This window comes from Pseudomonas fluorescens (assembly GCF_040448305.1).
Taxonomy (GTDB): Bacteria; Pseudomonadota; Gammaproteobacteria; order Pseudomonadales; family Pseudomonadaceae; genus Aquipseudomonas; species Aquipseudomonas fluorescens_BH.
In genome coordinates, this window is record NZ_CP148752.1 from 741384 (window position 1) to 766295 (window position 24912).

General features: G+C 61.6%; 19 protein-coding genes. 13 read left to right on the top strand and 6 right to left on the bottom strand.

Annotation, left to right across the window (positions count from 1 at the left end; translation table 11 throughout):
* The first annotated feature begins 58 nt into the window (after window positions 1-58).
* Genes recC through recD form a run of 3 tightly spaced genes read left to right on the top strand, consistent with a single transcriptional unit; the run spans window position 59 to window position 9302 of the window.
* Window positions 59-3508, top strand: coding sequence for an exodeoxyribonuclease V subunit gamma (gene recC / locus WHX55_RS03295; RefSeq protein ID WP_353742048.1), 3450 nt, complete (start codon window positions 59-61; stop codon window positions 3506-3508).
* Window positions 3508-7197 carry an exodeoxyribonuclease V subunit beta gene (gene recB / locus WHX55_RS03300; RefSeq protein ID WP_353742049.1) on the top strand — a complete coding sequence of 1230 codons (3690 nt, stop codon included), beginning with the start codon at window positions 3508-3510 and terminating at the stop codon, window positions 7195-7197. Before recC ends, recB begins: the two co-directional genes overlap by 1 nt.
* On the top strand, window positions 7194-9302 hold the full coding sequence (gene recD / locus WHX55_RS03305; protein ID WP_353742050.1) for an exodeoxyribonuclease V subunit alpha: 2109 nt from the start codon (window positions 7194-7196) through the stop codon (window positions 9300-9302). Before recB ends, recD begins: the two co-directional genes overlap by 4 nt.
* Before the next feature lie 4 nt (window positions 9303-9306).
* Here recD and WHX55_RS03310 read toward each other — a convergent pair whose 3' ends face one another.
* Complete coding sequence (locus tag WHX55_RS03310; RefSeq protein WP_150754284.1) at window positions 9307-10257, bottom strand: LysR family transcriptional regulator; 951 nt, start codon at window positions 10255-10257, stop codon at window positions 9307-9309.
* Window positions 10258-10405: 148 nt separating this feature from the next.
* Between WHX55_RS03310 and WHX55_RS03315 the strand changes: the two genes are divergently transcribed.
* Together WHX55_RS03315 and mmsB are read left to right on the top strand one after the other, a co-directional pair.
* Window positions 10406-11932 (top strand): CoA-acylating methylmalonate-semialdehyde dehydrogenase, encoded by a 1527-nt coding sequence (locus tag WHX55_RS03315; RefSeq protein WP_150754285.1) that lies wholly within the window; start codon window positions 10406-10408, stop codon window positions 11930-11932.
* Between the two features lie 10 nt (window positions 11933-11942).
* Window positions 11943-12830: a 3-hydroxyisobutyrate dehydrogenase gene (gene mmsB, locus WHX55_RS03320; RefSeq protein ID WP_353742051.1), complete on the top strand. Its 888-nt coding sequence runs from the start codon at window positions 11943-11945 to the stop codon at window positions 12828-12830.
* Between the two features lie 161 nt (window positions 12831-12991).
* Here mmsB and WHX55_RS03325 read toward each other — a convergent pair whose 3' ends face one another.
* From WHX55_RS03325 to WHX55_RS03340, 4 genes are all read right to left on the bottom strand, one after another.
* Window positions 12992-13336, bottom strand: coding sequence for a cupin domain-containing protein (locus WHX55_RS03325; protein WP_028624747.1), 345 nt, complete (start codon window positions 13334-13336; stop codon window positions 12992-12994).
* 106 nt (window positions 13337-13442) lie between these two features.
* Window positions 13443-13814 (bottom strand): MerR family transcriptional regulator, encoded by a 372-nt coding sequence (locus WHX55_RS03330; RefSeq protein WP_353742052.1) that lies wholly within the window; start codon window positions 13812-13814, stop codon window positions 13443-13445.
* Between the two features lie 49 nt (window positions 13815-13863).
* Window positions 13864-14442 (bottom strand): NAD(P)H-dependent oxidoreductase, encoded by a 579-nt coding sequence (locus WHX55_RS03335; RefSeq protein WP_353742053.1) that lies wholly within the window; start codon window positions 14440-14442, stop codon window positions 13864-13866.
* A gap of 42 nt (window positions 14443-14484) precedes the next feature.
* Window positions 14485-15369, bottom strand: coding sequence for a LysR family transcriptional regulator (locus WHX55_RS03340; protein ID WP_353742054.1), 885 nt, complete (start codon window positions 15367-15369; stop codon window positions 14485-14487).
* Window positions 15370-15586: 217 nt separating this feature from the next.
* Here WHX55_RS03340 and WHX55_RS03345 point away from each other — a divergent pair, with 217 nt between their 5' ends.
* A complete protein-coding gene (locus tag WHX55_RS03345) occupies window positions 15587-16351 on the top strand; it encodes a sulfite exporter TauE/SafE family protein (RefSeq protein WP_150754289.1) in 765 nt (254 codons plus the stop codon).
* Here the strand turns inward: WHX55_RS03345 and WHX55_RS03350 are convergent.
* Window positions 16341-16655, bottom strand: coding sequence for a putative quinol monooxygenase (locus WHX55_RS03350; protein ID WP_150754290.1), 315 nt, complete (start codon window positions 16653-16655; stop codon window positions 16341-16343). The genes WHX55_RS03345 and WHX55_RS03350 overlap by 11 nt on opposite strands.
* 153 nt (window positions 16656-16808) lie before the next feature.
* On the opposite strand from WHX55_RS03350, the gene WHX55_RS03355 reads away from it, so the two are divergent.
* The 7 genes from WHX55_RS03355 to WHX55_RS03385 all read left to right on the top strand — a co-directional run bounded on the left by WHX55_RS03355 (window position 16809) and on the right by WHX55_RS03385 (window position 24903).
* Entirely contained in the window at window positions 16809-17399 is a 591-nt protein-coding gene (locus WHX55_RS03355; RefSeq protein ID WP_353742055.1) for an NAD(P)H-dependent oxidoreductase, read from the top strand.
* A 66-nt stretch (window positions 17400-17465) separates the two neighbouring features.
* Entirely contained in the window at window positions 17466-18377 is a 912-nt protein-coding gene (locus WHX55_RS03360) for a LysR family transcriptional regulator (protein WP_150754292.1), read from the top strand.
* Between the two features lie 103 nt (window positions 18378-18480).
* Window positions 18481-19374 (top strand): NAD-dependent epimerase/dehydratase family protein, encoded by an 894-nt coding sequence (locus WHX55_RS03365; RefSeq protein WP_353742056.1) that lies wholly within the window; start codon window positions 18481-18483, stop codon window positions 19372-19374.
* Between the two features lie 213 nt (window positions 19375-19587).
* A complete protein-coding gene (locus tag WHX55_RS03370; RefSeq protein WP_353742057.1) occupies window positions 19588-21033 on the top strand; it encodes a SulP family inorganic anion transporter in 1446 nt (481 codons plus the stop codon).
* A gap of 185 nt (window positions 21034-21218) precedes the next feature.
* Window positions 21219-22568 carry a gluconate:H+ symporter gene (locus WHX55_RS03375; RefSeq protein WP_353742058.1) on the top strand — a complete coding sequence of 450 codons (1350 nt, stop codon included), beginning with the start codon at window positions 21219-21221 and terminating at the stop codon, window positions 22566-22568.
* A gap of 15 nt (window positions 22569-22583) precedes the next feature.
* Complete coding sequence (locus WHX55_RS03380) at window positions 22584-23444, top strand: MurR/RpiR family transcriptional regulator (protein WP_150758046.1); 861 nt, start codon at window positions 22584-22586, stop codon at window positions 23442-23444.
* 1 nt (window position 23445) lies between these two features.
* On the top strand, window positions 23446-24903 hold the full coding sequence (locus tag WHX55_RS03385; protein ID WP_353742059.1) for a D-aminoacylase: 1458 nt from the start codon (window positions 23446-23448) through the stop codon (window positions 24901-24903).
* The last annotated feature ends 9 nt before the right edge of the window (window positions 24904-24912 follow it).

Consider the following 24912-nt stretch of genomic DNA (forward strand, 5'->3'; position numbering starts at 1 on the left):
GCTCGCTCCTACAGATGTTAAAGTCGTCCTTCGATTTTGCATTTCCAGGGACGCCACTATGCCGGACGCAACACCTCTCAGCGCTGGATTCATGGTGGTTCACGGCAACCGCCTGGACGAGTTGCGCAGCCTGGTGGTCAGCTGGATGCGACGCTACCCGCTGGCTCCCCTGGAGAATGAAATCGCGTTGGTGCAAAGCAATGGCATTGCCCAATGGCTGAAGCTGGCACTGGCGGAAGATTCTGAAGAAGACGACATGGGCGGCTGCGGCATCGCTGCCGCCATCGACGTGCAGTTGCCCGGCAGCTTCATGTGGCAGCTCTATCGCATGGTCCTTGGCCGCGACGAAATTCCGGTCAAGTCCCTGCTTGATAAAGCCCCGCTGACCTGGCGCCTGATGCGCCTGCTGCCGCAGTTGATCAACCAACCGCACTTCGAGCCGCTGCAGCGATTCCTGACCCATGACACCGACCTGCGCAAACGCTATCAACTGGCTGAGCGTCTGGCGGATCTGTTCGACCAATACCAGGTGTACCGAGCCGACTGGCTCGAAGACTGGGCGCAAGGTCGCCATCAAACAAGAAACGCCAGGGGCGAAGCCAAACCCCTGACCCCGGCCAATTGCTGGCAGGCAGAGTTATGGCGTGCACTCTTGCTGGATGTGGGAGTAGAAGGCATGGCGCAAAGCCGTGCCGGTGTCCATCAGCGATTTGTCGAACGTATCAACAATCTCGAAACAGCCCCCAAGGGATTGCCCTCGCGAGTGATCGTTTTCGGGATTTCTTCCCTGCCTGCTCAAGCCCTGGAAGCACTGGCGGGACTGGCACGATTCAGCCAGGTCCTGCTGTGCGTCCATAACCCGTGTCGTCACCATTGGGCGGACATCGTCGCCGATAAAGACCTGTTGCGGCATCAATACAAGCGTCAGGCCCGCAAGAGCGGCATGCCGGTAGTGATCGATCCGCAAACCCTCCACCAGCATGCTCACCCGCTGCTGGCTGCATGGGGCAAGCAGGGGCGGGACTACATCAACCTGCTCGACAGTTATGACGATCCCAACAGCTATCGTTCGGCATTCCGCGACGGGCGCATCGACCTGTTCAGTGACGGTCAGCCGCTGAATGTGCTCAACCAGTTGCAGGACGACATCCTCGAGTTGCGTCCCCTCAACGAGACTCGGGAGCGTTGGCCCGCTATCGATCTTGAGCAGGACGAATCGATCCGTTTTCACATCGCCCACAGCGCCCAGCGAGAAGTCGAGATCCTCCACGATCAACTGCTCGCGCGCTTCAGCGCCGCCCCGACACTGCGGCCCCGGGACATCATCGTGATGGTCCCGGACATCGACAGCTACGCCCCGCATATTCGTGCCGTGTTTGGTCAGCTTGACCGCCAGGACCCGCGCTTCATTCCGTTTACCCTGGCAGACCAGGGCCAGCGTGGTCGCGATCCATTGCTGATTGCTGTGGAGCACCTGCTCAAGCTGCCTGACAGCCGATTCCCCGTCAGTGAAATTCTCGACCTGCTGGACGTCCCGGCGCTGCGCGCCCGTTTTGCTGTCGAGGAGCGTGACCTGCCGACGCTGCACCGCTGGATCGAAGGTGCCGGCATTCGCTGGGGCATGAATGCCGAACAACGTGCCGGGCTCGGGCTACCCAATGAGCTGGAGCAAAACAGCTGGCGTTTCGGCTTGCGACGGATGCTGCTCGGTTATGCCGTTGGCGGCGCCGATGCTTATGCGGGTATCGAACCCTACGACGAGATCGGTGGTCTGGACGCTGCGCTCATCGGTCCACTGGTTGCGTTGCTGGACGCGCTGGAAGTGGCTCACCACGAACTCTCCCAGCCGGCCTCGCCGGGGCAATGGGGCTTGCGCTTGCAGGCGTTGGTGCAGTTGTTCTTCCTTGCCGGTAACGAACACGATGACTACTTGCTGGCCCAACTCGAAGAGCTGCGTGAGACCTGGCTCGAGACCTGCGAATCCGTCGGGTTGCAGGACGAGTTGCCGCTGACCGTCGTCCGTGAAGCCTGGCTTGCAGGTCTGGATCAGTGCCGTTTGTCCCAACGTTTTCTGGCCGGTGCGGTCAACTTCTGCACCTTGATGCCCATGCGTGCCATCCCGTTCAAACTGGTGTGCCTGCTGGGCATGAATGACGGCGATTATCCGCGCGCGCAACCGCCGCTGGATTTCGATCTGATGGGCAGCGATTACCGTCCGGGTGACCGCTCCCGGCGCGAAGATGACCGCTACCTGCTACTGGAAGCCCTGTTGTCGGCAAGGGACCAGCTCTATATCAGTTGGGTGGGCCGCAGCATCCGCGATAACAGCGAGCGGCCTGCGTCGGTACTGATCGGCCAGTTGCGTGATCACTTGGCCAGCGGTTGGCGATTGCTGCAAGGCGACGAGGATCTGCTGGAAGCCATGACCCGGGAACACCCGTTGCAACCCTTCAGTGCTCGCTACTTTCACGACGGGGATGAGTCGTTCAGCTACGCCAGCGAATGGCAGGTGCTTCATCAGGCGGCAGAGCAACAGGCAAGCGCCGAAGTGCTCGGGCCCCACGTTCAGGACGAACCACTGAGTCTCGGTCAGGTGCAGGATTTCCTGCGCAATCCGGTACGGCACTTTTTCAGCCAGCGACTGAAAGTCTTCTTCGAGGCGGCTGAAGTGCCATTGGCCGATGAAGAGCCTTTTGTCCTGGATGCATTGCAGCGTTACGGCCTTAGCGACCGTTTGCTCGAAGCGGCGCTGGCAGATCCGGGAAATTCCGGACAGGCATTGGAGGGTCAGGCGAAACGTTTGCAGAACAGCGGTCTGCTGCCCATGGCCGGATTCGGTGAGTGCCTGCAACGGGAGTTGATCGAGCCATTGCCTGACTTGCTGCAACGCCACCAACAGCTCCTGGCGTTGTGGCCAACACCCCTCAGCAGCGCGTTGCCCGTCAGTCTTGAACTGCAGGGCCTGCACATCGAGGGCTGGCTCAGCGGCCTGCATCAGCGTGCTGATGGCGGTTTGTTGTCTATCACAACGATCCCCAACAGTATCGGCTCGATCAAGTCGCGCAAATGGCATCGACTGACACGCCCGTGGGGCAATCATCTGATGGCTTGTGCCAGTGGCATGCCGCTGACCACCGCACTGGTGGCCAGCGACGACAGCCTGTTGCTCGGTCCGCTGGACGAGTCCACGGCGCGGAAAATTCTCGGTGATCTGTTGATGGCATGGCAGTCGGGTATGCGCCAGCCTCTGCCGATCGCGGTCAAGACAGCCTTCGCGTGGCTGGGGCAAACCGACCCGGTCAAAGCCGAGGCCGCTGCGCGCAAGGCCTATGAAGGGGATGGGCAGACAACGGACGGAGAGCGTCGCGAAAGCCCGGCACTCGCGCGCCAATTCGCCGATTACGATGCCTTGGTCGCCGACGAGACGTTCCCCCAGTGGTGTGACGCGCTCTATCGCCCGCTTCTTGAAGCACCCTGGCGTTCACTGTCCAGCGAGGAGTCGCGCTGATGAGCACGAAGACACCTCTGGCCCTGGCATTCCCGCTGCGTGGCAGTCAACTGATCGAAGCCAGCGCCGGCACCGGCAAGACGTTCACCATTTCCGCGTTGTACCTGCGTCTGGTGCTTGGCAATGGCGCGGAGGACAGTGGTTTCGGACGCGAGCTGTTGCCACCGCAGATCCTCGTCGTGACCTTCACCGACGCCGCGACCAAAGAGCTGCGCGAACGCATTCGCACGCGGCTCGCCGAGGCGGCACGATATTTCCGCGATGAAACACCGGCCCCCGACAGCCTGATTGCCGAGTTGCGTGACCAGTACTTGCCCGAGCAATGGCCCGGATGCGCAAACCGCCTGGATATCGCCGCCCAGTGGATGGACGAGGCGGCGGTGTCGACCATCCACAGTTGGTGCCAGCGCATGTTACGCGAGCACGCATTCGACAGCGGCAGCCTGTTTACCCAGACCCTGGAAACTGACCACAGCGATTTGCTGGGGGAAGTCCTGCGCGATTACTGGCGACTGTTCTGTTACCCGATGCAAGGTGACGCCTTGAATTGGGTGCGCAGCAATTGGGGCGGGCCGGCGGCGCTGCTGCCGCGGATTCGTGCGCTGTTCGCCAGCGAGCGGGATACCCTTGAAGGGAAAGAGCCCGCCGAAGTGATTTCGCAATGCCTGCAAGAACGACGGGTGGCCCTGATCGAACTCAAGCAGCCCTGGCTCCGTTGGGCTGACGAGTTGCTTTCCATCTGCCACCAGGGCGTTGCCAGCAAGAGTGTCGACGGTCGCAAGATGCAGGCTCGCTATTTCGAGCCCTGGTTCGAAAAGATCAAAGCCTGGGCCGAAGACGAATCCCTTGAACAACTGGATATCGGCACCGGTTTCACTCGCCTGACCCCGGATGGCATGGCCGAAGCCTGGAAAGGTGAGGCGCCTCGACATCCGGGGCTCGATGCGATGGCCGGCCTCAAGGCCTGCCTCGATGGGTTGCCGACACCTGACGCCGCCGTACTGCAACATGCGGCCCGCTGGGTCGGGGCACGATTCGAAGAAGAGAAGCGCCGCCGCGCGGAAATGGGTTTCGACGACATGCTGCTGCGCCTTGATGCGGCCTTGCAGTCCGATGGCGGTGAGCGACTGGCAACCCTGATTCGTGAACAGTTTCCGGTCGCCCTGATCGATGAGTTCCAGGACACCGACCCGGTGCAATACCGGATCTTCGAGAGCATCTACCGCATTGAAGAGAACAGCCCCGAGTGCGGTCTGTTCCTGATCGGCGACCCGAAACAGGCGATCTACGCTTTTCGCGGCGCCGACATCCATACCTACCTGCGCGCCCGCCAAGCCACCACCGGCCGCCTGCACACCCTGGGCACCAACTTCCGCTCGAGCCACGGCATGGTCAACGCAGTGAACCATGTGTTCGAGCGCGCCGAAGCCCGGGAGTCAGGACGCGGCGCTTTCCTCTTCCGGCAGAAGAATGGCGACAACCCGGTTCCGTTCACGCCGGTGGCCTCCCAGGGCCGCAAAGAAGTCTTGCGCATCAATGACCAGGCAATCCAAGCCTTGAACATCTGGCACTTGCCTGCCGAACAGCCGTTGTCCGGTGCGGTGTACCGGCAACAACTGGCGGCTGCCTGCGCCAGTGAAATCACGGCATTGCTCAATGGCGGACAGCAGGGGCAAGCGGGGTTCACCCAGGACGGCAAAGCCTTCAGGGGCTTGCTGCCGGCGGACATCGCCATCCTGGTGCGCGACGGCAAGGAAGCGCAGGCGGTTCGTGCCGAACTGGCTGCACGGGGCGTGCGCAGTGTTTACCTGTCGGACAAGGACTCGGTATTCGCCGCCCAGGAGGCGCATGACGTGCTGACCTGGCTCAAGGCCTGCGCCGAGCCGGATGTCGAGCGACCGCTGCGGGCCGCGTTGGCCAGCATCACGTTGAACCTGTCGCTGACTGAACTGGAGCGGCTGAATCAGGACGAGTTGGCCTGGGAATCCCGGGTCATGCAGTTCCGTGGCTATCGCGAAGTCTGGCGCAAACAGGGCGTACTGCCGATGCTGCGACGCTTGCTGCACGACTTCCGCCTGCCCCAGGCGTTGATCGCGCGCAGTGACGGCGAGCGCGTCTTGACCAACCTTCTGCACCTTTTCGAACTGCTGCAACAAGCCGCCGCCGAACTCGATGGCGAGCAAGCCCTGATCCGGCATTTGTCCGAGCATCTGGCGTTGTCCGGGCAGGCTGGCGAAGAGCAGATCCTGCGTCTGGAAAGTGATGAGCAATTGGTCAAGGTCGTGACCATTCACAAGTCCAAAGGCCTGGAATACCCCTTGGTGTTCCTGCCGTTCATTTGCTCGGCGAAACCGGTGGATGGCAGCCGTCTGCCGTTGCACTACCACGATGAATCCGGCAATGCCCAGGTTACGTTGAAGCCGACGACAGAGTTGATTGCCCTGGCTGACGATGAGCGTCTGGCCGAGGATCTGCGCTTGCTCTATGTCGCCCTGACCCGGGCGCAACACGCCTGCTGGCTGGGGGTGGCCGACCTCAAGCGCGGCAACAACAATGGCTCGGTGCTGCATCTGTCGGCATTGGGTTATCTGCTGGGCGGTGGTGCGCCTTTGGCCGAGTCCCCGGCGTTGCAGCTTTGGTTGCGGGACCTGCAACAGGACTGCCCGGCGCTGGCGTATGCCGAGATGCCTGAAGCGACTGCAGAGCATTACCGACCACCGCAAAATGACGCGGCGCTGCTGGTTCCGCTGGTTCCGAAACGCAAGGCCAGTGAAAACTGGTGGATCGCTTCCTACAGCGCGCTGCGCATTGGCGATACCCTGAGTGTCGGCACCGACGAGGCACCGGAGAGCCCGCAGGCGCAAAAACTGTTCGATGACGAACGCCTCGACCCGCAGGCCCCCAGGGAAGTGGTGACCGGTGGCGGCGATATCCATCGCTTCCCGCGCGGCCCGAACCCCGGCACCTTCCTCCATGGTTTGCTCGAATGGGCGGGAGGTGAGGGTTTTGCTGCGGCACCACAAGAGGTGATCGACGCCATTGCCCGTCGCTGCAACCGTCGAGGCTGGGAGGGCTGGATCAGCACCTTGAGTGACTGGCTGCAGCATCTGCTCAAGTCGCCGTTGCAGCTGGGCGGCGGTCAGGCACCGGTGATGTTCAGCCAGTTGACGCAGTATCAGGTCGAGATGGAGTTCTGGTTCGCCAGCCATAAGGTCGATGTGCTCAAGCTCGATGCGCTGGTGTGCCAATACACCCATAACGGCGTGGCCCGGGTGGCCGCGGAACCTGTGTTGCTCAATGGCATGTTCAAGGGCTTCATCGACCTGACGTTCGAGCATGACGGCCGCTACTACGTTGCGGACTACAAATCCAACTGGCTCGGTGTCGATGATGCGGCCTACACCGCACAGGCCATGGAACAGTCGATTCTCGACAACCGTTATGACCTGCAATACGTGTTGTACCTGTTGGCCCTGCACCGCCAGCTCAAGGCACGGCTCGCCGATTACGACTACGACCGGCATGTCGGCGGTGCCTTGTACCTGTTTTTGCGCGGTACGCGCGCGGCCAGCCAGGGTGTGTTTTTCGCCCGCCCGCCAAGAGAACTGATCGAACGTCTGGACAGGCTGTTCCAGGGCAAGCCAGAGCCCAAGGCCGAGCCCGCCTGGGAACAGGGAGTACTGTTATGAGTCGCACATTCGCCGATTTGTTGCCCACATCGCTGGCAGCCGAAAGCCTGGCCGATCTGGCACCACTGAGCCGTGCCGACGACTTGCTGTTGTTGCTCACGCGTTGGGTCGAGCGTGGCTGGTTGCGCGCGCTGGACAAAGCCTTTGTGGCGTTTCTGCATGAGCTGGCCCCAGAGGATGATCCGCTGGTGTTGCTGGCAGCCGCGCTGACCAGCCACCAGTTGGGCCACGGGCATGTCTGCCTGGATCTGTTCGAAACGTTGAAAGAACCGGACTTCGCCCTGTCGCTGCCACCCGAAGGTGACGTGCAGGGCGGCGCGATGCTGTTGCCCTCGCAGTTGCTGGGATCGCTGGACGGTGCTCATTGGTGCAAGGTGCTGGCCGCCAGCAATCTGGTCGCACTGGCCGCTGACAGTCGTGACAACGTGCGCGACCGGCCTTTGGTTCTATCGGGCAAACGCTTGTACCTGCGTCGCTATTGGGCGTACGAGCGGCGGATCGACCTTTCATTGCGCGAGCGTCTGACGCAACACGAATCCACGCCGAGCGACTTGCTCCAGCGCCTCACCGGTTTGTTTGGTCCTGCCCGCTCCGGTGAGGTGATCGACTGGCAGAAGCTGGCCTGCGCGCTGGCGACCCGCAGCGCCTTCAGCATCGTGACAGGGGGGCCGGGAACCGGCAAGACCACCACCGTCGTGCGCTTGCTGGCGTTGCTCCAGGCGCCTGCGGTCGAGGCCGGCATGCCCCTGCGCATTCGTCTCGCCGCACCGACCGGCAAGGCCGCGGCGCGTCTGACGGAATCCATCAGCCAGCAAGTCCGGACCTTGAAGGTCGCCCAAGACATACGAGACAAAATCCCCTCCGACGTCACCACCGTTCACCGCCTGCTCGGCAGCCGGCCCGGGACTCGTCATTTCCGCCATCACGCGGGCAATCGCCTGCCGCTGGATGTGTTGGTGGTGGACGAGGCCTCGATGATCGACCTGGAAATGATGGCCAACCTGCTCGACGCCTTGCCGGCCCATGCGCGCCTCGTGCTGTTGGGTGACAAGGATCAATTGGCTTCGGTAGAAGCCGGTGCGGTACTGGGGGATCTGTGTCGCGATGCGGAGGCTGGCTGGTACAGCCCGCAGACACGCCAGTGGCTGGAAGCCGTCAGTGGCGAAAACCTGCAGGCCAGCGGCTTGCAGGAGGACGCGCAGGGCACTCATCCATTGGCCCAACAGGTCGTGATGTTGCGCCATTCCCGGCGATTCGGTGAAGGCAGCGGCATTGGCCAACTGGCTCGCTGGGTCAACCAGCAGCAACCCGAAGAAGCCCGCAAGTTGTTGTCTGCGCGCAGCCATGACGATGTGTATTGCCTGGCTCTCAAGGGGGAGCAGGATCGGGCCCTGGAACGCTTGCTTCTCGACGGCCATGGTGAGGGCCCGCAGGGTTATCGACATTACCTGAGCGTGCTGCGCAATCAGCGGCCGCCACTGGACAGCCCGCTGGAAGATTCGCGCTGGATTGATTGGGCTCGACAAGTGCTGCAGGCCTTCGACGCGTTCCAGTTGTTATGTGCCGTGCGCAAGGGACCGTGGGGTGTGGAGGGTTTGAACCAGCGGGTGACGGAGGCATTGCTCAGGGCGCGCCTGATCGACAGCGACCAGCAGTGGTACGAAGGTCGCCCTGTCCTGATGACCCGCAACGATTACGGGCTGGGGTTGATGAACGGCGATATCGGCATTGCCCTCAAGCTCCCGGAACAGGAAGGCCACGGGACTGGAAGGCAGGTTCTGCGTGTGGCGTTCCCACGCAATGATGGCCAGGGTGGTGTGCGATTTGTCCTGCCCAGTCGCCTGAATGATGTCGAAACCGTGTACGCCATGACCGTGCATAAATCCCAGGGCTCGGAGTTCGCACATACCGCGTTGATTCTTCCCGATGCCTTGAACCCGGTGCTCACCAAGGAGTTGATCTACACCGGCATTACCCGGGCCAAGGACTGGTTCACCTTGATCGAGTCGCGTGCAGGCGTGTTTGAAGAGGCGGTGAAACGCCGGGTCAAACGCTTGAGCGGGCTGATGCTGGAGCTAAAGGAAGCCAGCGAGCCGACAGGCTGAAAGGTCAGTAATCGGCAAACAGCATCTCCCGGCTTTCGCCCATCAGCAGACCCTGATTCTGCTCGGTGACCTCGCGGATGTAATCCCACAACAGGGTGATCCGCTTGAGCTTGCGCAGGTCTTCGCGGCAGTACATCCAGAACTGTCGGGTGATGTTGATTTCCTGCGGCAGCACCGGCAGCAGGCGCGGGTCCTGAGTGGCGAGGAAGCACGGCAGGATCGCCAATGAGCGTCCTTGCTGCGCCGCCACGAACTGCGCGATCACGCTGGTGCTGCGCAGGTTGGCACTGGCGCCGGGCAATACGTTGGCCAGGTACAACAGCTCCGAGCTGAACGCCAGGTCGTCGACGTAACTGATAAACGAATGTTTGGCCAAATCGGCTGGTTTGCGGATCGGCGGGTGGTTGTCCAGATAATCCTGGGTCGCGTACAGCTGCAATCGGTAGTCGCACAGTTTGCAGCAGACGTACGGGCCATGCTCCGGACGCTCCAGGGCGATGACGATGTCGGCCTCGCGTTTGGACAGGCTGATGAAGTGCGGCAGCGGCAGGATGTCCACCGAGATCGCCGGGTAGGTGTCGACGAAGTGGCTCAGCTGCGGCGTGATGAAAAAGCTGCCGAAGCCTTCGGTGCAGCCCATGCGCACGTGACCCGATAGTGCCACGCCAGACCCGGAAACCTGCTCGCACGCCATGTGCAAGGTACTTTCGATCGACTCGGCATACCCCATCAACCGCTGGCCTTCGGCGGTCAGGACAAAGCCGTTGGTCCGGGATTTCTCGAACAGCAATGTGCCCAACGCCGTTTCCAGGGAACTGATGCGCCGCGACACCGTGGTGTAGTCCACCGCCAGGCGCTTGGCCGCGGTGCTGGCCTTGCGGGTGCGGGCGACTTCAAGGAAAAACTTGAGGTCATCCCAGTTCAGCGAGCCGAGGGAGGTGATGTTTTTTTGCATGTTGGACCGGTTTTTATGTGCGTTCATATTAGAAGTTTGCACATCTATACTCCAAAAACAGTCCGTTAACCAATTCGCGGCACACGCCTCATCTCAAGGCGAACTTTTCGTCTTGGCTCCTAGATAAAAACAACTTCCGGAGACCCACATGAACGTATCGCTCACGCCCAATGACACCACCGTGCAAAAGGTCAAACTGTTGATCGACGGCGAGTGGGTCGAATCCAAGACCACCGAATGGCACGACATCATCAACCCGGCGACCCAGCAAGTGCTGGCCAAAGTGCCGTTTGCCACCGCCGAAGAAGTCGACGCGGCCATCAGTGCGGCCCATCGCGCCTTCCAGACCTGGAAGCTGACGCCCATCGGCGCGCGGATGCGCATCATGCTCAAGCTCCAGGCGCTGATTCGCGAACACTCCAAGCGCATCGCCGCGGTCCTGAGTGCAGAGCAGGGCAAGACCATTGCCGACGCCGAAGGCGATATTTTCCGTGGGCTGGAAGTGGTCGAGCACGCCTGCTCCATCGGCAGCCTGCAAATGGGCGAGTTCGCTGAAAACGTCGCCGGTGGCGTCGATACCTACACCCTGCGCCAGCCAATCGGCGTGTGCGCCGGCATTACCCCGTTCAACTTCCCGGCGATGATTCCGCTGTGGATGTTCCCGATGGCCATCGCCTGCGGCAACACCTTCGTGCTCAAGCCGTCCGAACAGGACCCGATGTCGACCATGCTCCTGGTGGAGCTGGCGATTGAAGCGGGTATTCCGGCCGGCGTACTCAACGTCGTGCATGGCGGCAAGGACGTGGTGGACGGGCTCTGCACTCACAAGGATATCAAGGCGGTCTCCTTCGTCGGTTCAACCGCCGTCGGTACTCATGTCTATGACCTGGCCGGTAAACACGGCAAGCGCGTGCAATCGATGATGGGCGCGAAGAACCACGCCGTGGTGCTGCCGGATGCCAATCGCGAACAAGCGCTGAATGCATTGGTGGGTGCTGGTTTCGGCGCTGCCGGTCAACGTTGCATGGCCACCTCGGTGGTGGTGCTGGTGGGTGCGGCCAAGCAGTGGCTGCCAGATCTGAAGGCGCTGGCGCAGAAACTCAAGGTCAATGCCGGCAGCGAGCCGGGCACCGATGTCGGCCCGGTGATCTCGAAAAAGGCCAAGGCACGGATTCTCGACCTGATCGAAAGCGGCATCAAGGAAGGCGCGAAATTGGAGCTGGACGGTCGCGAGATCTCGGTTCCGGGTTACGAGAAGGGCAACTTTGTCGGTCCGACCCTGTTCTCCGGCGTGACCACCGACATGCAGATCTACACCCAGGAAATCTTCGGTCCGGTGCTGGTGGTGCTGGAAGTCAATACGCTCGACGAGGCCATCGCCCTGGTCAACGCCAACCCGTTCGGCAACGGCACGGGCCTGTTCACCCAGAGCGGCGCGGCGGCACGTAAATTCCAGAACGAAATCGACGTCGGCCAGGTCGGTATCAACATCCCGATTCCGGTGCCGGTGCCGTTCTTCAGCTTCACCGGTTCGCGCGGTTCCAAGCTCGGCGACCTCGGCCCGTACGGCAAGCAAGTGGTGCAGTTCTACACTCAGACCAAGACCGTCACCAGTCGCTGGTTCGATGACGACAGCGTCAACGACGGTGTGAACACCACCATCAATTTGCGTTGAGGAGCCGGACATGAAAATCGCTTTTATCGGTCTGGGCAACATGGGCGCGCCGATGGCGCGCAACCTGATCAAGGCCGGCCATGCGCTGCGTCTTGTGGACCTGAACAAAGCCGTGCTGGCGGAGCTGGAGCAATTGGGCGGCAGCATCAGCGCCTCGGCCCGTGAAGCGGCAGAGGGCGCGGAACTGGTCATCACCATGCTGCCTGCCGCGGTGCATGTGCGCAGCGTGTGGCTGGGTGAAGACGGCGTGCTCGCCGGTATCGGCAAAGGTGTGCCGGCCGTGGATTGCAGCACCATCGATCCGCAGACCGCGCGGGACGTAGCCGACGCCGCTGCCAAACAGGGCGTGGCCATGGCCGATGCACCGGTCTCTGGTGGCACCGGTGGTGCAGCCGCCGGGACGCTGACCTTCATGGTCGGCGCCACCCCCGAACTGTTCGCCACCCTGCAACCGGTACTGGCGCAGATGGGCCGCAACATCGTCCATTGTGGTGAGGTCGGCACCGGGCAAATCGCTAAAATCTGCAACAACCTGCTGCTGGGAATTTCCATGGTCGGTGTCAGCGAAGCCATGGCGCTGGGCGATGCCCTGGGCATCGACACCAAGGTGCTGGCGGGCATCATCAACAGCTCCACCGGGCGTTGCTGGAGTTCGGAGATGTACAACCCATGGCCGGGCATCGTTGAAACGGCGCCAGCGTCGCGCGGTTACACCGGTGGTTTCGGTGCCGAACTGATGCTCAAGGATCTGGGGTTGGCGACCGAGGCGGCGCGTCAGGCGCACCAGCCGGTGGTACTCGGCGCGGTGGCCCAGCAGTTGTATCAGGCGATGAGTTTGCGTGGGGAGGGGGGACAGGACTTCTCGGCGATTATCAACGGCTATCGCAAACCGCAATAAAACTGTAGGAGCGAGCCTGCTCGCGATAGCGGTGGGTCAGACAACATCAATGTCGCCTGATACATCGCCATCGCGAGCAGGCTCGCTCCCACAGGGTTCTGCGTGTGGCAAAGAACTATTTACCGGGAGATCACGTCGGGTGATCCCCCGGTTTTTTTGTATCAGGCAAACACGAAATATTTGCGCACGGTTTCCACCACTTCCCAGGTGCCTTTCATCCCCGGCTCAACGACGAAAATGTCGCCGGCGCGCAGGTGGATCGGTGCCATGCCTTCCGGGGTGATGACGCAGTAGCCTTCCTGGAAATGGCAGTACTCCCACTTCACGTATTCCACGTACCACTTGCCCGGCGTGCAGATCCAGGTGCCCATGATCTTGCTGCCGTCTTCACTGGTGTAGGCATTGAGGTTGACGGTATGCGGGTCGCCTTCTAGTTTTTCCCATTTGCAGGCGTCGAGCACGGGCAGCGGGTGGGTGTCGCGAAGAACGGTAATCGGTGCGGTCATGATGACTCCGGGCAGTGGGCTCAAGAACTGAAGTCGCACCCTATAGCGCCTATCCAGCCATCAGTTGTCTGTGGTCGACACTGAGCTGTCCAGAAACGCACGTTCCTCAATTACGGTTCAGCGGACAGTCGAGCCTGGATTGTTCGAGGCTGTTCTCGAACTCGACCAATTGCGAGTGCTGTTGCGACAGCGCCGCTATGCGCTCGGCGATTTCCTGTTTTTTGCTGGCGAGAACCTGGTGTGCCCGTTCCCATGGCAGCTGCGGGCCCTGATGTCCGGCGAAGATCGGCTGCAATTCCTTGAGTCTGAAACCCAACTGCTGGGCACATTTGATGAACATCAGCAGGTCGACGCTGTGCTGGTCATAGATGCGGTACTTGCCCTGACGGCGAGCGGCAGGCAGCAGGCCAATCGACTCGTAGTGACGGATGCTTTTGACAGTGGTGCCGGAACGCTGCGCGGCTTGGCCGATGTACATGGGAAGGTCCTTTTCTCCGAGGATAAAGCTCGGCGCATTATCGACCGACTCAAGCGCTGGCGATAGCTTCGGCTTGGCGTAACCAGGCCGCATGCCGGTCTGCGCTGGCGCCCAGAATTGGCCCGAAGGTGAGGGTTCGGGTTGGCTTGATGCCACAGAATTCCAGTGTGGTTTTGCGGACCTGATGCAAGCCGGGCATACGGTAGATCCATCGGTAGTACCAGGGCGGTGTGTCCATGGTCACCAGCAGGTGGGCGGTTCGGCCGCGCAGGAGTTTGTCGGGGAAGGCTTTGCCCTGGCGATATTTGAAGGCAAAACCCGGCAAGAACACTCGGTCGAAAAAGCCCTTGAGCAAGGCCGGTACGCCACCCCACCAGATCGGATAAACCAGCGTCAGCTGTTCGGCCCAGAGGATATCGGCCTGGGCGTTACGCAAGTCGGCTTCCAGCGGCTGGACCTGTTGATAGCCTTCACGCAGCACCGGGTCAAAGTCCATGCTGCCCAGAAATAACTGCCGCACCTCATGCCCGGCGTGCATTGCCGACTGTGTGTAACGCTCGGCAAGGGCGGCGCAGAAGCTATTGCTGGACGGATGCCCGAGGATCACCAGTATTCGTTTACCCATCATCGCTGTCCTTGAAGATCAAACCTCAAGGATAAAGTCTGCCCCTCAGGGGAGAGTCAAGGCGTGCAGCAGAGCCTTGGCATAGCCAGGTAATGCAGCGAAGTCCCGGGCACAGAGCAACAGTTTGCGTTGGCCCCAGGGTTCTTGCAGGGCGAGGCTTTTGAAGGACAGTCCACCTGACCTGCGTTCGACCGCGGCCAGCGGTACGATTGCCAGCCCCGCCCCGCGGGCGACCATGCGCATCACGCCATCGAAGCCATCGGCGCGGATGCGAATCTGCATGCGCAGGCCGGCGTGCAGTGCCTGCTCTTCCAGGTACACCGCCAAGGCGCTGTTGGCATTCAGGCTGACGTAGTCGTGATGCAGCGTGTCGGTGAAGCTCACTGAGGTCGCCTGTGCCAAGGGATGTTCCCGGGGCATGATCAGCACCAGCGGATCATCGCGGAACGCTTGGGTCTGCAAGTCATCGGTGTCCGCCGCGTCGGACACGATGCCGAGGTCCGCCGCCCCCTGGCGCAAGGCGTGGGTGATGCGGGTGCTGGGCAGTTCCTGCAGGTCGATGTCGAGGTTGGGATGGCTGTGCAGGAAATCCGCGAGCAGCTCTGGCAGGTACTCGGTGATCGCCGTGGTGTTGCACAGCAGCCGTACCTGGCCTTTGACGCCCTGGGCGTATTCGGCCAGTTCCTGTTGCAGGCGTTCGGCCTGTTGCAGCAGGACCCGGGCGTGTCGGGCCAGGGCATTGCCGGCCGGCGTCGGGCTGACCCCACGACGATTGCGCTGAAGAAACTCGACGCCCAGCGACGCCTCCATGGCACGGATGCGCGCACTGGCCGCCGCGAGGGACAAATGACTGCGCGCGGCGCCGGCGGTGATGTTGCCGGTATCGAGGATGTTCAGGTACAGGCGCAGGTCGGTCAGGTCGAAGTGCATTGCAGCAACCTCTGGATGTGTGTTGTCTGGGAGGCCGCCATCGCGAGCAAGCTCGCTCCCACAGGGGATTTGTGAACAACACATAACCACTGTGGGAGCGAGCCTGCTCGCGAAGAGGCCAGTCGTTTCAGCGAAATACTCAGCCTCTGTCAAGGCAAGAGGCAGCCTCAGTATATGGCAGATTTTCAATCAACCCCCGCGGGCTCACCATGGCCCCATGAATACACTCTCGGCGTTTTATCAGAACCTCGGATTAGCCCTTTCAATGCTGGTCATTGGCACCTTTGTGCTGGCCGGCATGATCAAGGGCGTGATCGGCCTCGGCTTGCCGACCGTCGCCATGGGCCTGCTCGGTCTGGCTATGGCGCCGACACAGGCTGCGGCGCTGCTGATCATTCCGGCGACCCTGACCAACGTCTGGCAACTGGCATTCGGCGGGCATCTGTCGGGGCTGGTCAAACGGCTGTGGCCGATGTTGCTGGCGATTTTCATCGGCACCGGGGCGGGCACGCTGTGGATAGGCATGAGCGGTGGTCATTGGGTGGTGCGGGGGTTGGGGGCGGCGTTGTTGCTGTATGCGCTGAGCGGTTTGTTCCTGCCGACTGTGCGCGTGGGGCGGCGCAGCGAACGCTGGCTCGGTCCGCTGTGCGGCGTGCTGACCGGCGTCATCACTTCGGCCACCGGCGTGTTCGTGATTCCGGCGGTGCCTTATCTGCAAGCGCTGGGTTTGAGCAAGGACGAACTGGTGCAGGCGCTGGGCCTGTCGTTCACCGTCTCGACCCTGGCCCTGGCCGGTGGCTTGCTATGGCGCGGCGCGCTTGGCGGGGGCGAGTTGAGCGCATCGCTGCTGGCGCTGATCCCGGCGATGCTCGGCATGTGGTTGGGGCAATCGCTGCGCCAGCGGATCAGCGCCCAGTGGTTCAAGCGCGTGTTCTTCGTTGGCCTGGGTGTGCTCGGCGGCCACTTGCTGATCAGCGGCTAGCGGACGACGGGCTGATCATGTCGATGGCGCGGATCTCGAAGTCCCGTTCCAGGTATTCATCGCGCTGTTCGAGGAACTGCTTCATGTGCGGCAGGTTCGAGTGCACGTCGAGGTGGGCCTGGGATTGCCAGATCTCGTAGAAAATGAACAGGGTCGGGTCCTGTTTGTCGCGCAACATGTGGTATTCGATGCAACCGGGTTCGGCCCGGCTCGCTTGCACGTAGCCGCTGAAAAACGTTTCGAAGGCGTCGGATTTTTCCGGGCGGGTCTTGGCGTGCAGGATGAATCCCTGGATTTCACTCATCTACATCTCTCCTCAAGTCAGAACTGGCGCCAGTCTAAGGCAACAATCGCCTATCGATTCGTGCTTGTAGGTCAAATGAATTTTGCCAAATCGACGCTTACTCCGCGCGAGGTCGATCGATACTCTGCCGCCATCCGATTCCCGAGACCTCCCATGAAAAAAGTCCTATTGCTCAATGGCGGCAAAAAATTTGCACACTCCGACGGCCGCTACAACGCCACCTTGCATGAAGCCGCGTTGAGCGTGCTGGATCGCGGCGGCATGGATGTGAAAACCACGTTCATCGACGAGGGCTACGACATCGCTGAAGAAGTGGCCAAGTACCTCTGGGCTGACGTGATCATCTACCAGATGCCCGGCTGGTGGATGGGCGCGCCGTGGACCGTGAAAAAGTACATCGATGAAGTCTTCACCGAAGGCCATGGCAGCCTCTATGCCAGCGACGGTCGCACCCGTTCGGACGCGTCGCAGAAGTACGGCAGCGGCGGTCTGATTCACGGCAAGCAGTACATGCTGTCGCTGACCTGGAACGCCCCACAGCAAGCCTTCGACGACCCGACCGACTTCTTCGAGGCCAAAGGCGTGGACGCGGTGTACTTCCCGTTCCACAAGGCCAACGAGTTCCTGGGCATGACCGGTTTGCCGACGTTCCTGTGCGTGGACGTGATGAAGCGGCCGAACATTGAAGGTGATGTGGCGCGCTATGAGCAGCATTTGGCTGAGGTGTTTGGCCTCAAGGCATGACGCTCGGCTACTATCCGATGCAACGGCCAGGAAGATCGCAGCGCCGATTCGCAAACGAGGACACACGTGAAAGCCAGATCCGATGAATTGCAGGTTTTCGTCTGCGTGATTGAATGCGGGTCGATTTCCGCGGCGGCCGAGCAGGTCGGGCAAACGCCTTCGGCGGTCAGTCGTACGCTGTCGCGGCTGGAGGCCAAGCTCGACACCACGTTGATCAATCGCACCACGCGGCGCATGGACCTGACCGAAGAGGGCAAGTACTTCTTCGAACACGCCAAGCGCATTCTCGATCAGATGGACGAGCTCGAAGAGCGCTTGTCCTCACGCCAGCAAACACCGTCCGGGCGGCTGCGGATCAACGCGGCATCGCCTTTCATGCTGCACGCCATCGTGCCCTACATCGATGAATTCCGCAGGCTCTACCCCGACATCCAGCTCGAACTCAACAGCAACGACTTGATCATCGACCTGCTGGAACAGAGCACCGATATCGCCATCCGCATCGGCACCCTGACCGACTCGACGCTGCATGCCCGTTCCCTGGGTTGCAGCCCGCTGCACATCGTCGCCAGCCCGGCCTACCTGGAAAAGCACGGCACACCGCAAGCGGTGGCTGACCTGGCCCACCATACGCTGCTGGGGTTCACCCAGAACGAAGGCCTCAACCAATGGCCACTGCGTTACGTGCATGGCGATCGCTGGCCGATCCAGGCATCGATCAGCGCCTCCAGCGGCGAGACCATCCGCCATCTCGCACTGGACGGCCAAGGCATTGCAAGCCTGTCGCATTTCATGACCATCGAGGACATTCGTGCCGGACGCTTAAAAGTGTTGCTGGCCGAGTTCAACAGCGGATATCGCCAGCCGATCAACGCGGTGTACTACCGCAACTCGCAACTGGCCCTGCGGATTCAATGCTTCCTGGACTTTATCCAGGGCAAGTTGGCGGATTATGCGAGCGCAGATTTCAAGGGCTGATTCGTGATTCCTGCGCAAAAGTGAATTGGGCCGGCAGGGATTTTTCCTCAAGGATCGCTGCCGGATACTCCTTGCATCACTTTTCCACGCAGGGAGTTTCTCCATGAATGTATTCGTTACCGGTGCCGCCGGTTTTATCGGCGGTTCCATCGCCACGGGCCTGGTCCAGGCTGGCCACAACGTCACCGGTCTGGTGCGCAGCGCCGAACAAGCCGATGAACTGCGTGCACTGGGCATCACCCCGGTAATTGGTACGCTGGACGACTGCGCCCTGTTGGCCGATCAGGCGCTTGCTGCGGACGCTGTGATCAACGCCGCCAGCAGCGATCATCGTGGCGCGGTGGAAGCCTTGCTCGATACCTTGCGCGGTTCCGGCAAAGTGTTCCTGCACACCAGCGGTTCGAGCATCGTCGGTGATGCCTCGGGTGGTAAATCCAGTGATGTCATCTACTTCGAAGACAACCTGCCGAAACCGACAGTCGACAAGGCAGCGCGCGTGGCAATCGACAACCTGATCCTGGCGGCGGCCATGGACGGGGTGAACTCGGCCGTGATCTGCAACACCCTGATCTACGGCCACAGCCTGGGCGTCCATCGTGACAGCGTGCAACTGCCGCGCCTGCTCAAACAGGCACGCAAAAGCGGTGTGGTGCGCCATGTCGGCCCAGGCCAGAACATCTGGTCCAATGTGCACATCGAGGACGTGGTGGCGCTGTACCTGCTGGCGCTGACTGAAAACGTACCTGGCACCTTCTACTTCGTCGAAAGCGGTGAAGCGTCGTTCATCGACATGACCACCGCCATGGCCCAGGCGCTGAACCTGGGCGAGCCGCAGGACTGGGCGCTCAAGGACGCGGAAGCCGAGTGGGGCTATGAAATGGCCAACTATGGTTTGGGCTCCAACAGCCGGGTGCGTGGCAAGCATGCGCGGGAATTGTTGAGCTGGGTGCCGAAGCGCACGTCGGTGGTCGAGTGGATTCGCGACGATATGGTGTGAGTTCGCTTCAGACCGAGTGGCGGCTATCGCGAGCGAGCTCGCTCCCACATTTGATCTCCATAGGGCACAGATTTTGTGTTCGACGCAGATCCCTTGTGGGAGCGAGCTTGCTCGCGATGGCGTTTGCGCAGGCACAACAACTGGTCGGTCTGACTGCATTTCCGTAACATCCGCACACTCTTTTCCAGTCTCTCCCTGTGTGCGGTCCCCCCCATGAAAGCAAAACGTCTACGCGCCGATGTCCTGGCCGGGCTTACCACTTCCTTCGCCCTGTTGCCCGAGTGCATCGCGTTCGCGCTGGTGGCCCATCTCAACCCGTTGATGGGCCTCTATGGCGCGTTCATCATCTGCACCCTGACCGCGCTGTTCGGCGGGCGACCGGGCATGGTCTCCGGCGCGGCCGGCTCGATGGCCGTGGTGATCGTCGCGCTGGTGGTGCAACACGGCGTGCAGTATCTGCTGGCCACGGTATTGATGGGCGGGCTGATCATGATGGCGTTCGGGCTGCTCAAGCTCGGCAAACTGGTGCGCATGGTGCCGCACCCGGTGATGCTCGGCTTCGTCAACGGCCTGGCGATCATCATTGCCCTGGCGCAACTGGAGCACTTCAAGAGCGGGGAGGCCTGGTTGAGCGGTACGCCGCTGTACATGATGATCGGGCTGGTCGCGGTGACCATGGCCGTTGTCTACGTGTTGCCGCGTCTGACCCGTACGGTGCCGCCAGCGCTGGTGGCGATTCTCGGCGTGGGCCTGGCGGTGTATCTGCTTGGCTTGCCGACCCGCACCCTGGGCGACCTGGCGCACATCGCCGGTGGCTTGCCGAGCCTGACCCTGCCGGACATTCCATGGAACCTGGACACCCTGCGCATCATCGCGCCCTACGCGATCCTGATGGCGCTGGTCGGGTTGCTGGAAACCCTGTTGACCCTGAACCTCACCGACGAAATCACCGAAAGCCGTGGCTACCCGGATCGGGAGTGCGTGGCGCTGGGGGCGGCGAATGTGGTGTCCGGTGCGTTCGGCGGCATGGGCGGTTGCGCGATGATCGGCCAGACTATGATCAACCTCAGTTCCGGCGGGCGCGGGCGCTTGTCCGGGATGGTGGCCGGGGTGTCGATCCTGTTGTTCATCCTGTTTCTGTCGCCGCTGATCGAGCGCATTCCATTGGCCGCGTTGGTCGGGGTGATGTTCGTGGTGGCGCAACAGACCTTCGCCTGGGCCTCGCTGCGGGTGATGAACAAGGTCCCGCTGAACGATGCTCTGGTGATCATCGCCGTGACGGTGATTACCGTTTTCACCGATCTGGCCATCGCGGTGCTCTGCGGGATCATCATCGCGGCGCTGAACTTTGCCTGGCAGCAGGCCCGGCAGCTATACGCCGACAGTCATCTGGAGACTGACGGCAGCAAGCTGTACCGGGTGCATGGCACGCTGTTCTTCGCCTCGACCACACCCTTCCTCAATCAGTTCGATCCGGCCAATGACCCGGCGCAAGTGACACTCGATTGCCAGCACCTGAGTTTTGTCGACTACTCGGCCATCGCCGCACTGGGTACCTTGCGCGAGCGCTATAACAAAGCCGGCAAGCACCTGCGGGTGCTGCATTTGTCCGAGCGCTGCAAGAAATTGCTCAAGCGTGCCCGGATGCAGCACGACTGAAATCAAACAGGCAGGCGCGATGAAAATCCGCCTGCCTGATTTTCATTATTTGCGACAACTCATACCTCTGTGCGACACCCCTTACCTCTGCACGAAAATTACTTTCACCTCGTTTGAAAATCACCTGCCGAAATGTTTTAAGAGTTTCACAAATATTTCGACGTGACCCTCTCGAGGAGTACCGCATGACCCTGTCCTTCGGCTATTGGCTGCTGGTGTATGCCGCCATCGCCATCATTGCACTGATCGTTCTGATCGCCCGTTACCGACTCAACCCGTTCATTGTCATCACCCTGATTTCCATCGGCCTGGCGCTGGTCGCCGGCATGCCGCCGTCCGGTGTGGTGGGGGCGTACGAGGCGGGTGTCGGCAAGACCCTGGGGCACATCGCACTGGTGGTGGCGCTGGGCACCATGCTTGGCAAGATGATGGCCGAGTCCGGCGGCGCCGAGCAGGTGGCGCGGACCTTGATCGACCGCTTTGGCGAGAAGAACGCGCATTGGGCGATGGTGACCATCGCGTTTCTGGTGGGGCTGCCGCTGTTCTTCGAAGTCGGTTTCGTCTTGCTGGTGCCGATTGCCTTTACCGTGGCGCGGCGCGTGGGCGTCTCGATCCTGATGGTCGGCTTGCCGATGGTCGCCGGGCTTTCGGTGGTGCATGCGCTGGTGCCGCCGCACCCGGCGGCGATGCTGGCAGTGCAGGTGTATCAGGCGTCTGTGGGGCAGACGTTGATGTACGCGATCCTGATCGGCATTCCGACCGCGATCATCGCCGGTCCCCTGTACGCCAAATTCATTGTGCCGCGCATTCAGTTGCCGGCGGAAAACCCGCTGGAACGCCAGTTTCTTGAGCGTGAACCGCGCGACAGCCTGCCGGGGTTCGGCATCACCATGGCGACCATCCTGTTGCCGGTGGTGCTGATGCTGATTGGCGGCTGGGCTAACCTGATTTCCACACCGGGCACAGGTTTCAACCAGTTCCTGCTGTTCATCGGCAACTCGGTGATCGCGCTGTTGCTGGCCACATTGCTGAGCTTCTGGACCCTCGGCCTGGCCCAGGGTTTCAACCGTGAATCGATCCTCAAGTTCACCAACGAATGCCTGGCGCCGACCGCGAGCATCACGCTGCTGGTGGGTGCCGGCGGTGGCTTGAACCGGATTCTGGTGGACGCCGGCGTCACCGACCAGATCGTTGGCCTGGCCCACGAATTTCATTTGTCGCCGTTGTTGATGGGCTGGCTGTTCGCCGCGCTGATGCGCATCGCCACCGGTTCTGCCACCGTGGCCATGACCACCGCTTCAGGCGTAGTCGCGCCGGTGGCCATTGGTCTGGGTTATCCCCATCCGGAACTGCTGGTGCTGGCGACCGGGGCCGGGTCGGTAATCTTTTCCCACGTCAACGACGGCGGCTTCTGGTTGATCAAGGAATACTTCAACATGACAGTGACTCAGACCTTCAAGACCTGGACCGTGCTTGAGACACTGATCTCGCTCGTTGCTTTCGCGTTGACCGTTGGTCTTTCTTACCTGATTTAACCGGAGCCGCCCGCCATGGACATCCTCTACCAGATCCGCGCCCGTCAGGACTCCTTCAGCGCCGGTGAAGGACGCATCGCCCGCCTGATGCTCGACGATGTAGGATTTGCCGCCTCCGCCAGCCTCGATGAACTGGCACTGCGGGCAGAGGTCAGCAGCGCCACGCTGTCGCGGTTCGCCCGTACGGTCGGTTGCAAGGACCTGCGTGACTTGCGTTTGCAACTGGCCCAGGCCAGCGGCGTCGGCAGCCGGTTTCTCGATCCGGCGGGCACGCCTGAGCAGTCGGCGTTCTACGGGCAGATCGTGAGTGACATCGAGTCGACCTTGCGCCAGCACCTGGCCGCGTTCGATGAGTCGCGTTTCGCCGATGCGGTGAAACTGCTGGGCAAGGCGCGGATGATTCACGCCTTCGGCATGGGCGGCTGTTCGACCCTGTGCAGCGATGAACTGCAGGTGCGCCTGGTGCGCCTCGGCTATCCGATTGCGGTGTGCCACGATGCAGTGATGATGCGTGTCACCGCCGCCAGCCTCAGTGCCGAACAGGTGGTGATTGTCTGCTCGTTGACCGGGATCACCCCGGAGCTGATTGAAACGGTGGAACTGGCGCGCAACTACGGCGCACGCATTCTGGCAATCACCCGGGCCGATTCTCCGCTGGCGCAACTGGCCGACATCGTCCTGCCGCTGCAAAGTGCCGAAACCTCGTTCATCTACAAACCCACGGCAGCGCGCTACGGCATGCTGCTGGCCATCGATGTGCTCGCCACCGAACTGGCGTTGGCCAATCCTGAAGACAATCAAGAACGTCTGCGGCGGATCAAACTCGCCCTCGACGAATACCGCGGCGGCGACGATCACTTGCCGCTGGGAGACTGACATGCAGTACGACACGCTGATTCGCAACGCCCTGATCATCGATGGCAGCAACAGCCCCGGATACCCCGCCGACGTGGCCATTCTCAACGGGCGCATCGAGCGTATCGGCGACTTGCGCGATGCCCACGCCGGCGAGGAAATCGACGCGCAGGGTCATGTGCTGGCGCCGGGTTTCATCGACGTGCACACCCATGACGACACCGTGGTGATTCGTCAGCCGCAGATGCTGCCCAAGCTCAGCCAGGGCGTGACCACGGTCATCGTCGGCAACTGCGGGATCAGTGCATCGCCGGTGAGTTTGCGCGGCGATCCACCGGACCCGATGAACCTGTTGGGCACGGCCGCTGCGTTCGTTTATCCGACCTTTCGCGACTACCGCGCGGCGGTGGAAGCGGCGAACACCACGCTGAACGTTGCCGCGCTGGTCGGCCACACGGCGTTGCGCAGCAATCATCTGGATGACCTGTTCCGTACCGCCACAGCGGACGAAATCAGTGCGATGCGCGAGCAATTGCGCGAAAGCCTTGAGGCCGGCGCCTTGGGCCTGTCCACCGGCCTTGCCTATGCCAGCGCCTTCTCGGCATCCACCGATGAAGTGATGCAACTGACCGAAGAGTTGACAGCGTTCGGGGCGGTCTACACCACCCATTTGCGCAGCGAATTCGAACCGGTGCTGGAGGCCATGGACGAGGCGTTCAAGATCGGCCGCCATGCGCAAAGCCCGGTGATCATTTCCCACCTCAAATGCGCTGGCGCCGGTAACTGGGGGCGTAGTCCACAGCTGCTGGCGTCCCTGGAACAGGCGGCGAAAACCCACCCGGTGGGTTGCGACTGTTATCCATACGCCGCGAGCTCTTCGACCCTGGACCTCAAGCAAGTGACCGATGCCCATCGCATCACCATCACCTGGTCGACCCCGCACCCGGAAATGGGCGGCCGCGACCTGATGGACATTGCCGCCGAATGGAATGTGTCGCTGCTGGATGCTGCTCGCCAACTGCAACCGGCTGGTGCGGTGTACTACGGAATGGATGAGGCGGATGTCCGCAGAATCCTCGCGCACCCGCTGTCGATGGTCGGCTCCGACGGCCTGCCGGAAGACCCGTTTCCGCACCCACGCCTGTGGGGCGCATTCCCTCGGGTGCTCGGACATTTCAGTCGCGACGTGGGACTGTTTCCGCTGCACACCGCCGTGCACAAAATGACCGGGCTGTCGGCGGCACGCTTCGGTTTGAAGGGGCGCGGTGAGATCCGCGAAGGCCATTGGGCCGACCTGGTGTTGTTCGATCCGGCAACCATCCGCGATGTCGCCGATTTCAACGATCCGCAACGGGCGGCGCAAGGCATCGAGGGCGTATGGGTCAACGGTGTGTTGAGCTACCGCGATGGCCAGGCCAACGGGCGCAGGGAAGGGCGGTTCCTGGCCCGGGAAGGGGATTTGCGCACGGGTTTTCAGTGAGTTTCGAGG

Bases quoted from the DNA above. Each gene is read 5' to 3' on its own strand.
- recC (WP_353742048.1), top strand. From the start codon at position 59: ATGCCGGACGCAACACCTCTCAGCGCTGGATTCATGGTGGTTCACGGC.
- recB (WP_353742049.1), top strand. From the start codon at position 3,508: ATGAGCACGAAGACACCTCTGGCCCTGGCATTCCCGCTGCGTGGCAGT.
- recD (WP_353742050.1), top strand. From the start codon at position 7,194: ATGAGTCGCACATTCGCCGATTTGTTGCCCACATCGCTGGCAGCCGAA.
- WHX55_RS03310 (WP_150754284.1), bottom strand. From the start codon at position 10,257: ATGCAAAAAAACATCACCTCCCTCGGCTCGCTGAACTGGGATGACCTC.
- WHX55_RS03315 (WP_150754285.1), top strand. From the start codon at position 10,406: ATGAACGTATCGCTCACGCCCAATGACACCACCGTGCAAAAGGTCAAA.
- mmsB (WP_353742051.1), top strand. From the start codon at position 11,943: ATGAAAATCGCTTTTATCGGTCTGGGCAACATGGGCGCGCCGATGGCG.
- WHX55_RS03325 (WP_028624747.1), bottom strand. From the start codon at position 13,336: ATGACCGCACCGATTACCGTTCTTCGCGACACCCACCCGCTGCCCGTG.
- WHX55_RS03330 (WP_353742052.1), bottom strand. From the start codon at position 13,814: ATGTACATCGGCCAAGCCGCGCAGCGTTCCGGCACCACTGTCAAAAGC.
- WHX55_RS03335 (WP_353742053.1), bottom strand. From the start codon at position 14,442: ATGATGGGTAAACGAATACTGGTGATCCTCGGGCATCCGTCCAGCAAT.
- WHX55_RS03340 (WP_353742054.1), bottom strand. From the start codon at position 15,369: ATGCACTTCGACCTGACCGACCTGCGCCTGTACCTGAACATCCTCGAT.
- WHX55_RS03345 (WP_150754289.1), top strand. From the start codon at position 15,587: ATGAATACACTCTCGGCGTTTTATCAGAACCTCGGATTAGCCCTTTCA.
- WHX55_RS03350 (WP_150754290.1), bottom strand. From the start codon at position 16,655: ATGAGTGAAATCCAGGGATTCATCCTGCACGCCAAGACCCGCCCGGAA.
- WHX55_RS03355 (WP_353742055.1), top strand. From the start codon at position 16,809: ATGAAAAAAGTCCTATTGCTCAATGGCGGCAAAAAATTTGCACACTCC.
- WHX55_RS03365 (WP_353742056.1), top strand. From the start codon at position 18,481: ATGAATGTATTCGTTACCGGTGCCGCCGGTTTTATCGGCGGTTCCATC.
- WHX55_RS03370 (WP_353742057.1), top strand. From the start codon at position 19,588: ATGAAAGCAAAACGTCTACGCGCCGATGTCCTGGCCGGGCTTACCACT.
- WHX55_RS03375 (WP_353742058.1), top strand. From the start codon at position 21,219: ATGACCCTGTCCTTCGGCTATTGGCTGCTGGTGTATGCCGCCATCGCC.
- WHX55_RS03380 (WP_150758046.1), top strand. From the start codon at position 22,584: ATGGACATCCTCTACCAGATCCGCGCCCGTCAGGACTCCTTCAGCGCC.
- WHX55_RS03385 (WP_353742059.1), top strand. From the start codon at position 23,446: ATGCAGTACGACACGCTGATTCGCAACGCCCTGATCATCGATGGCAGC.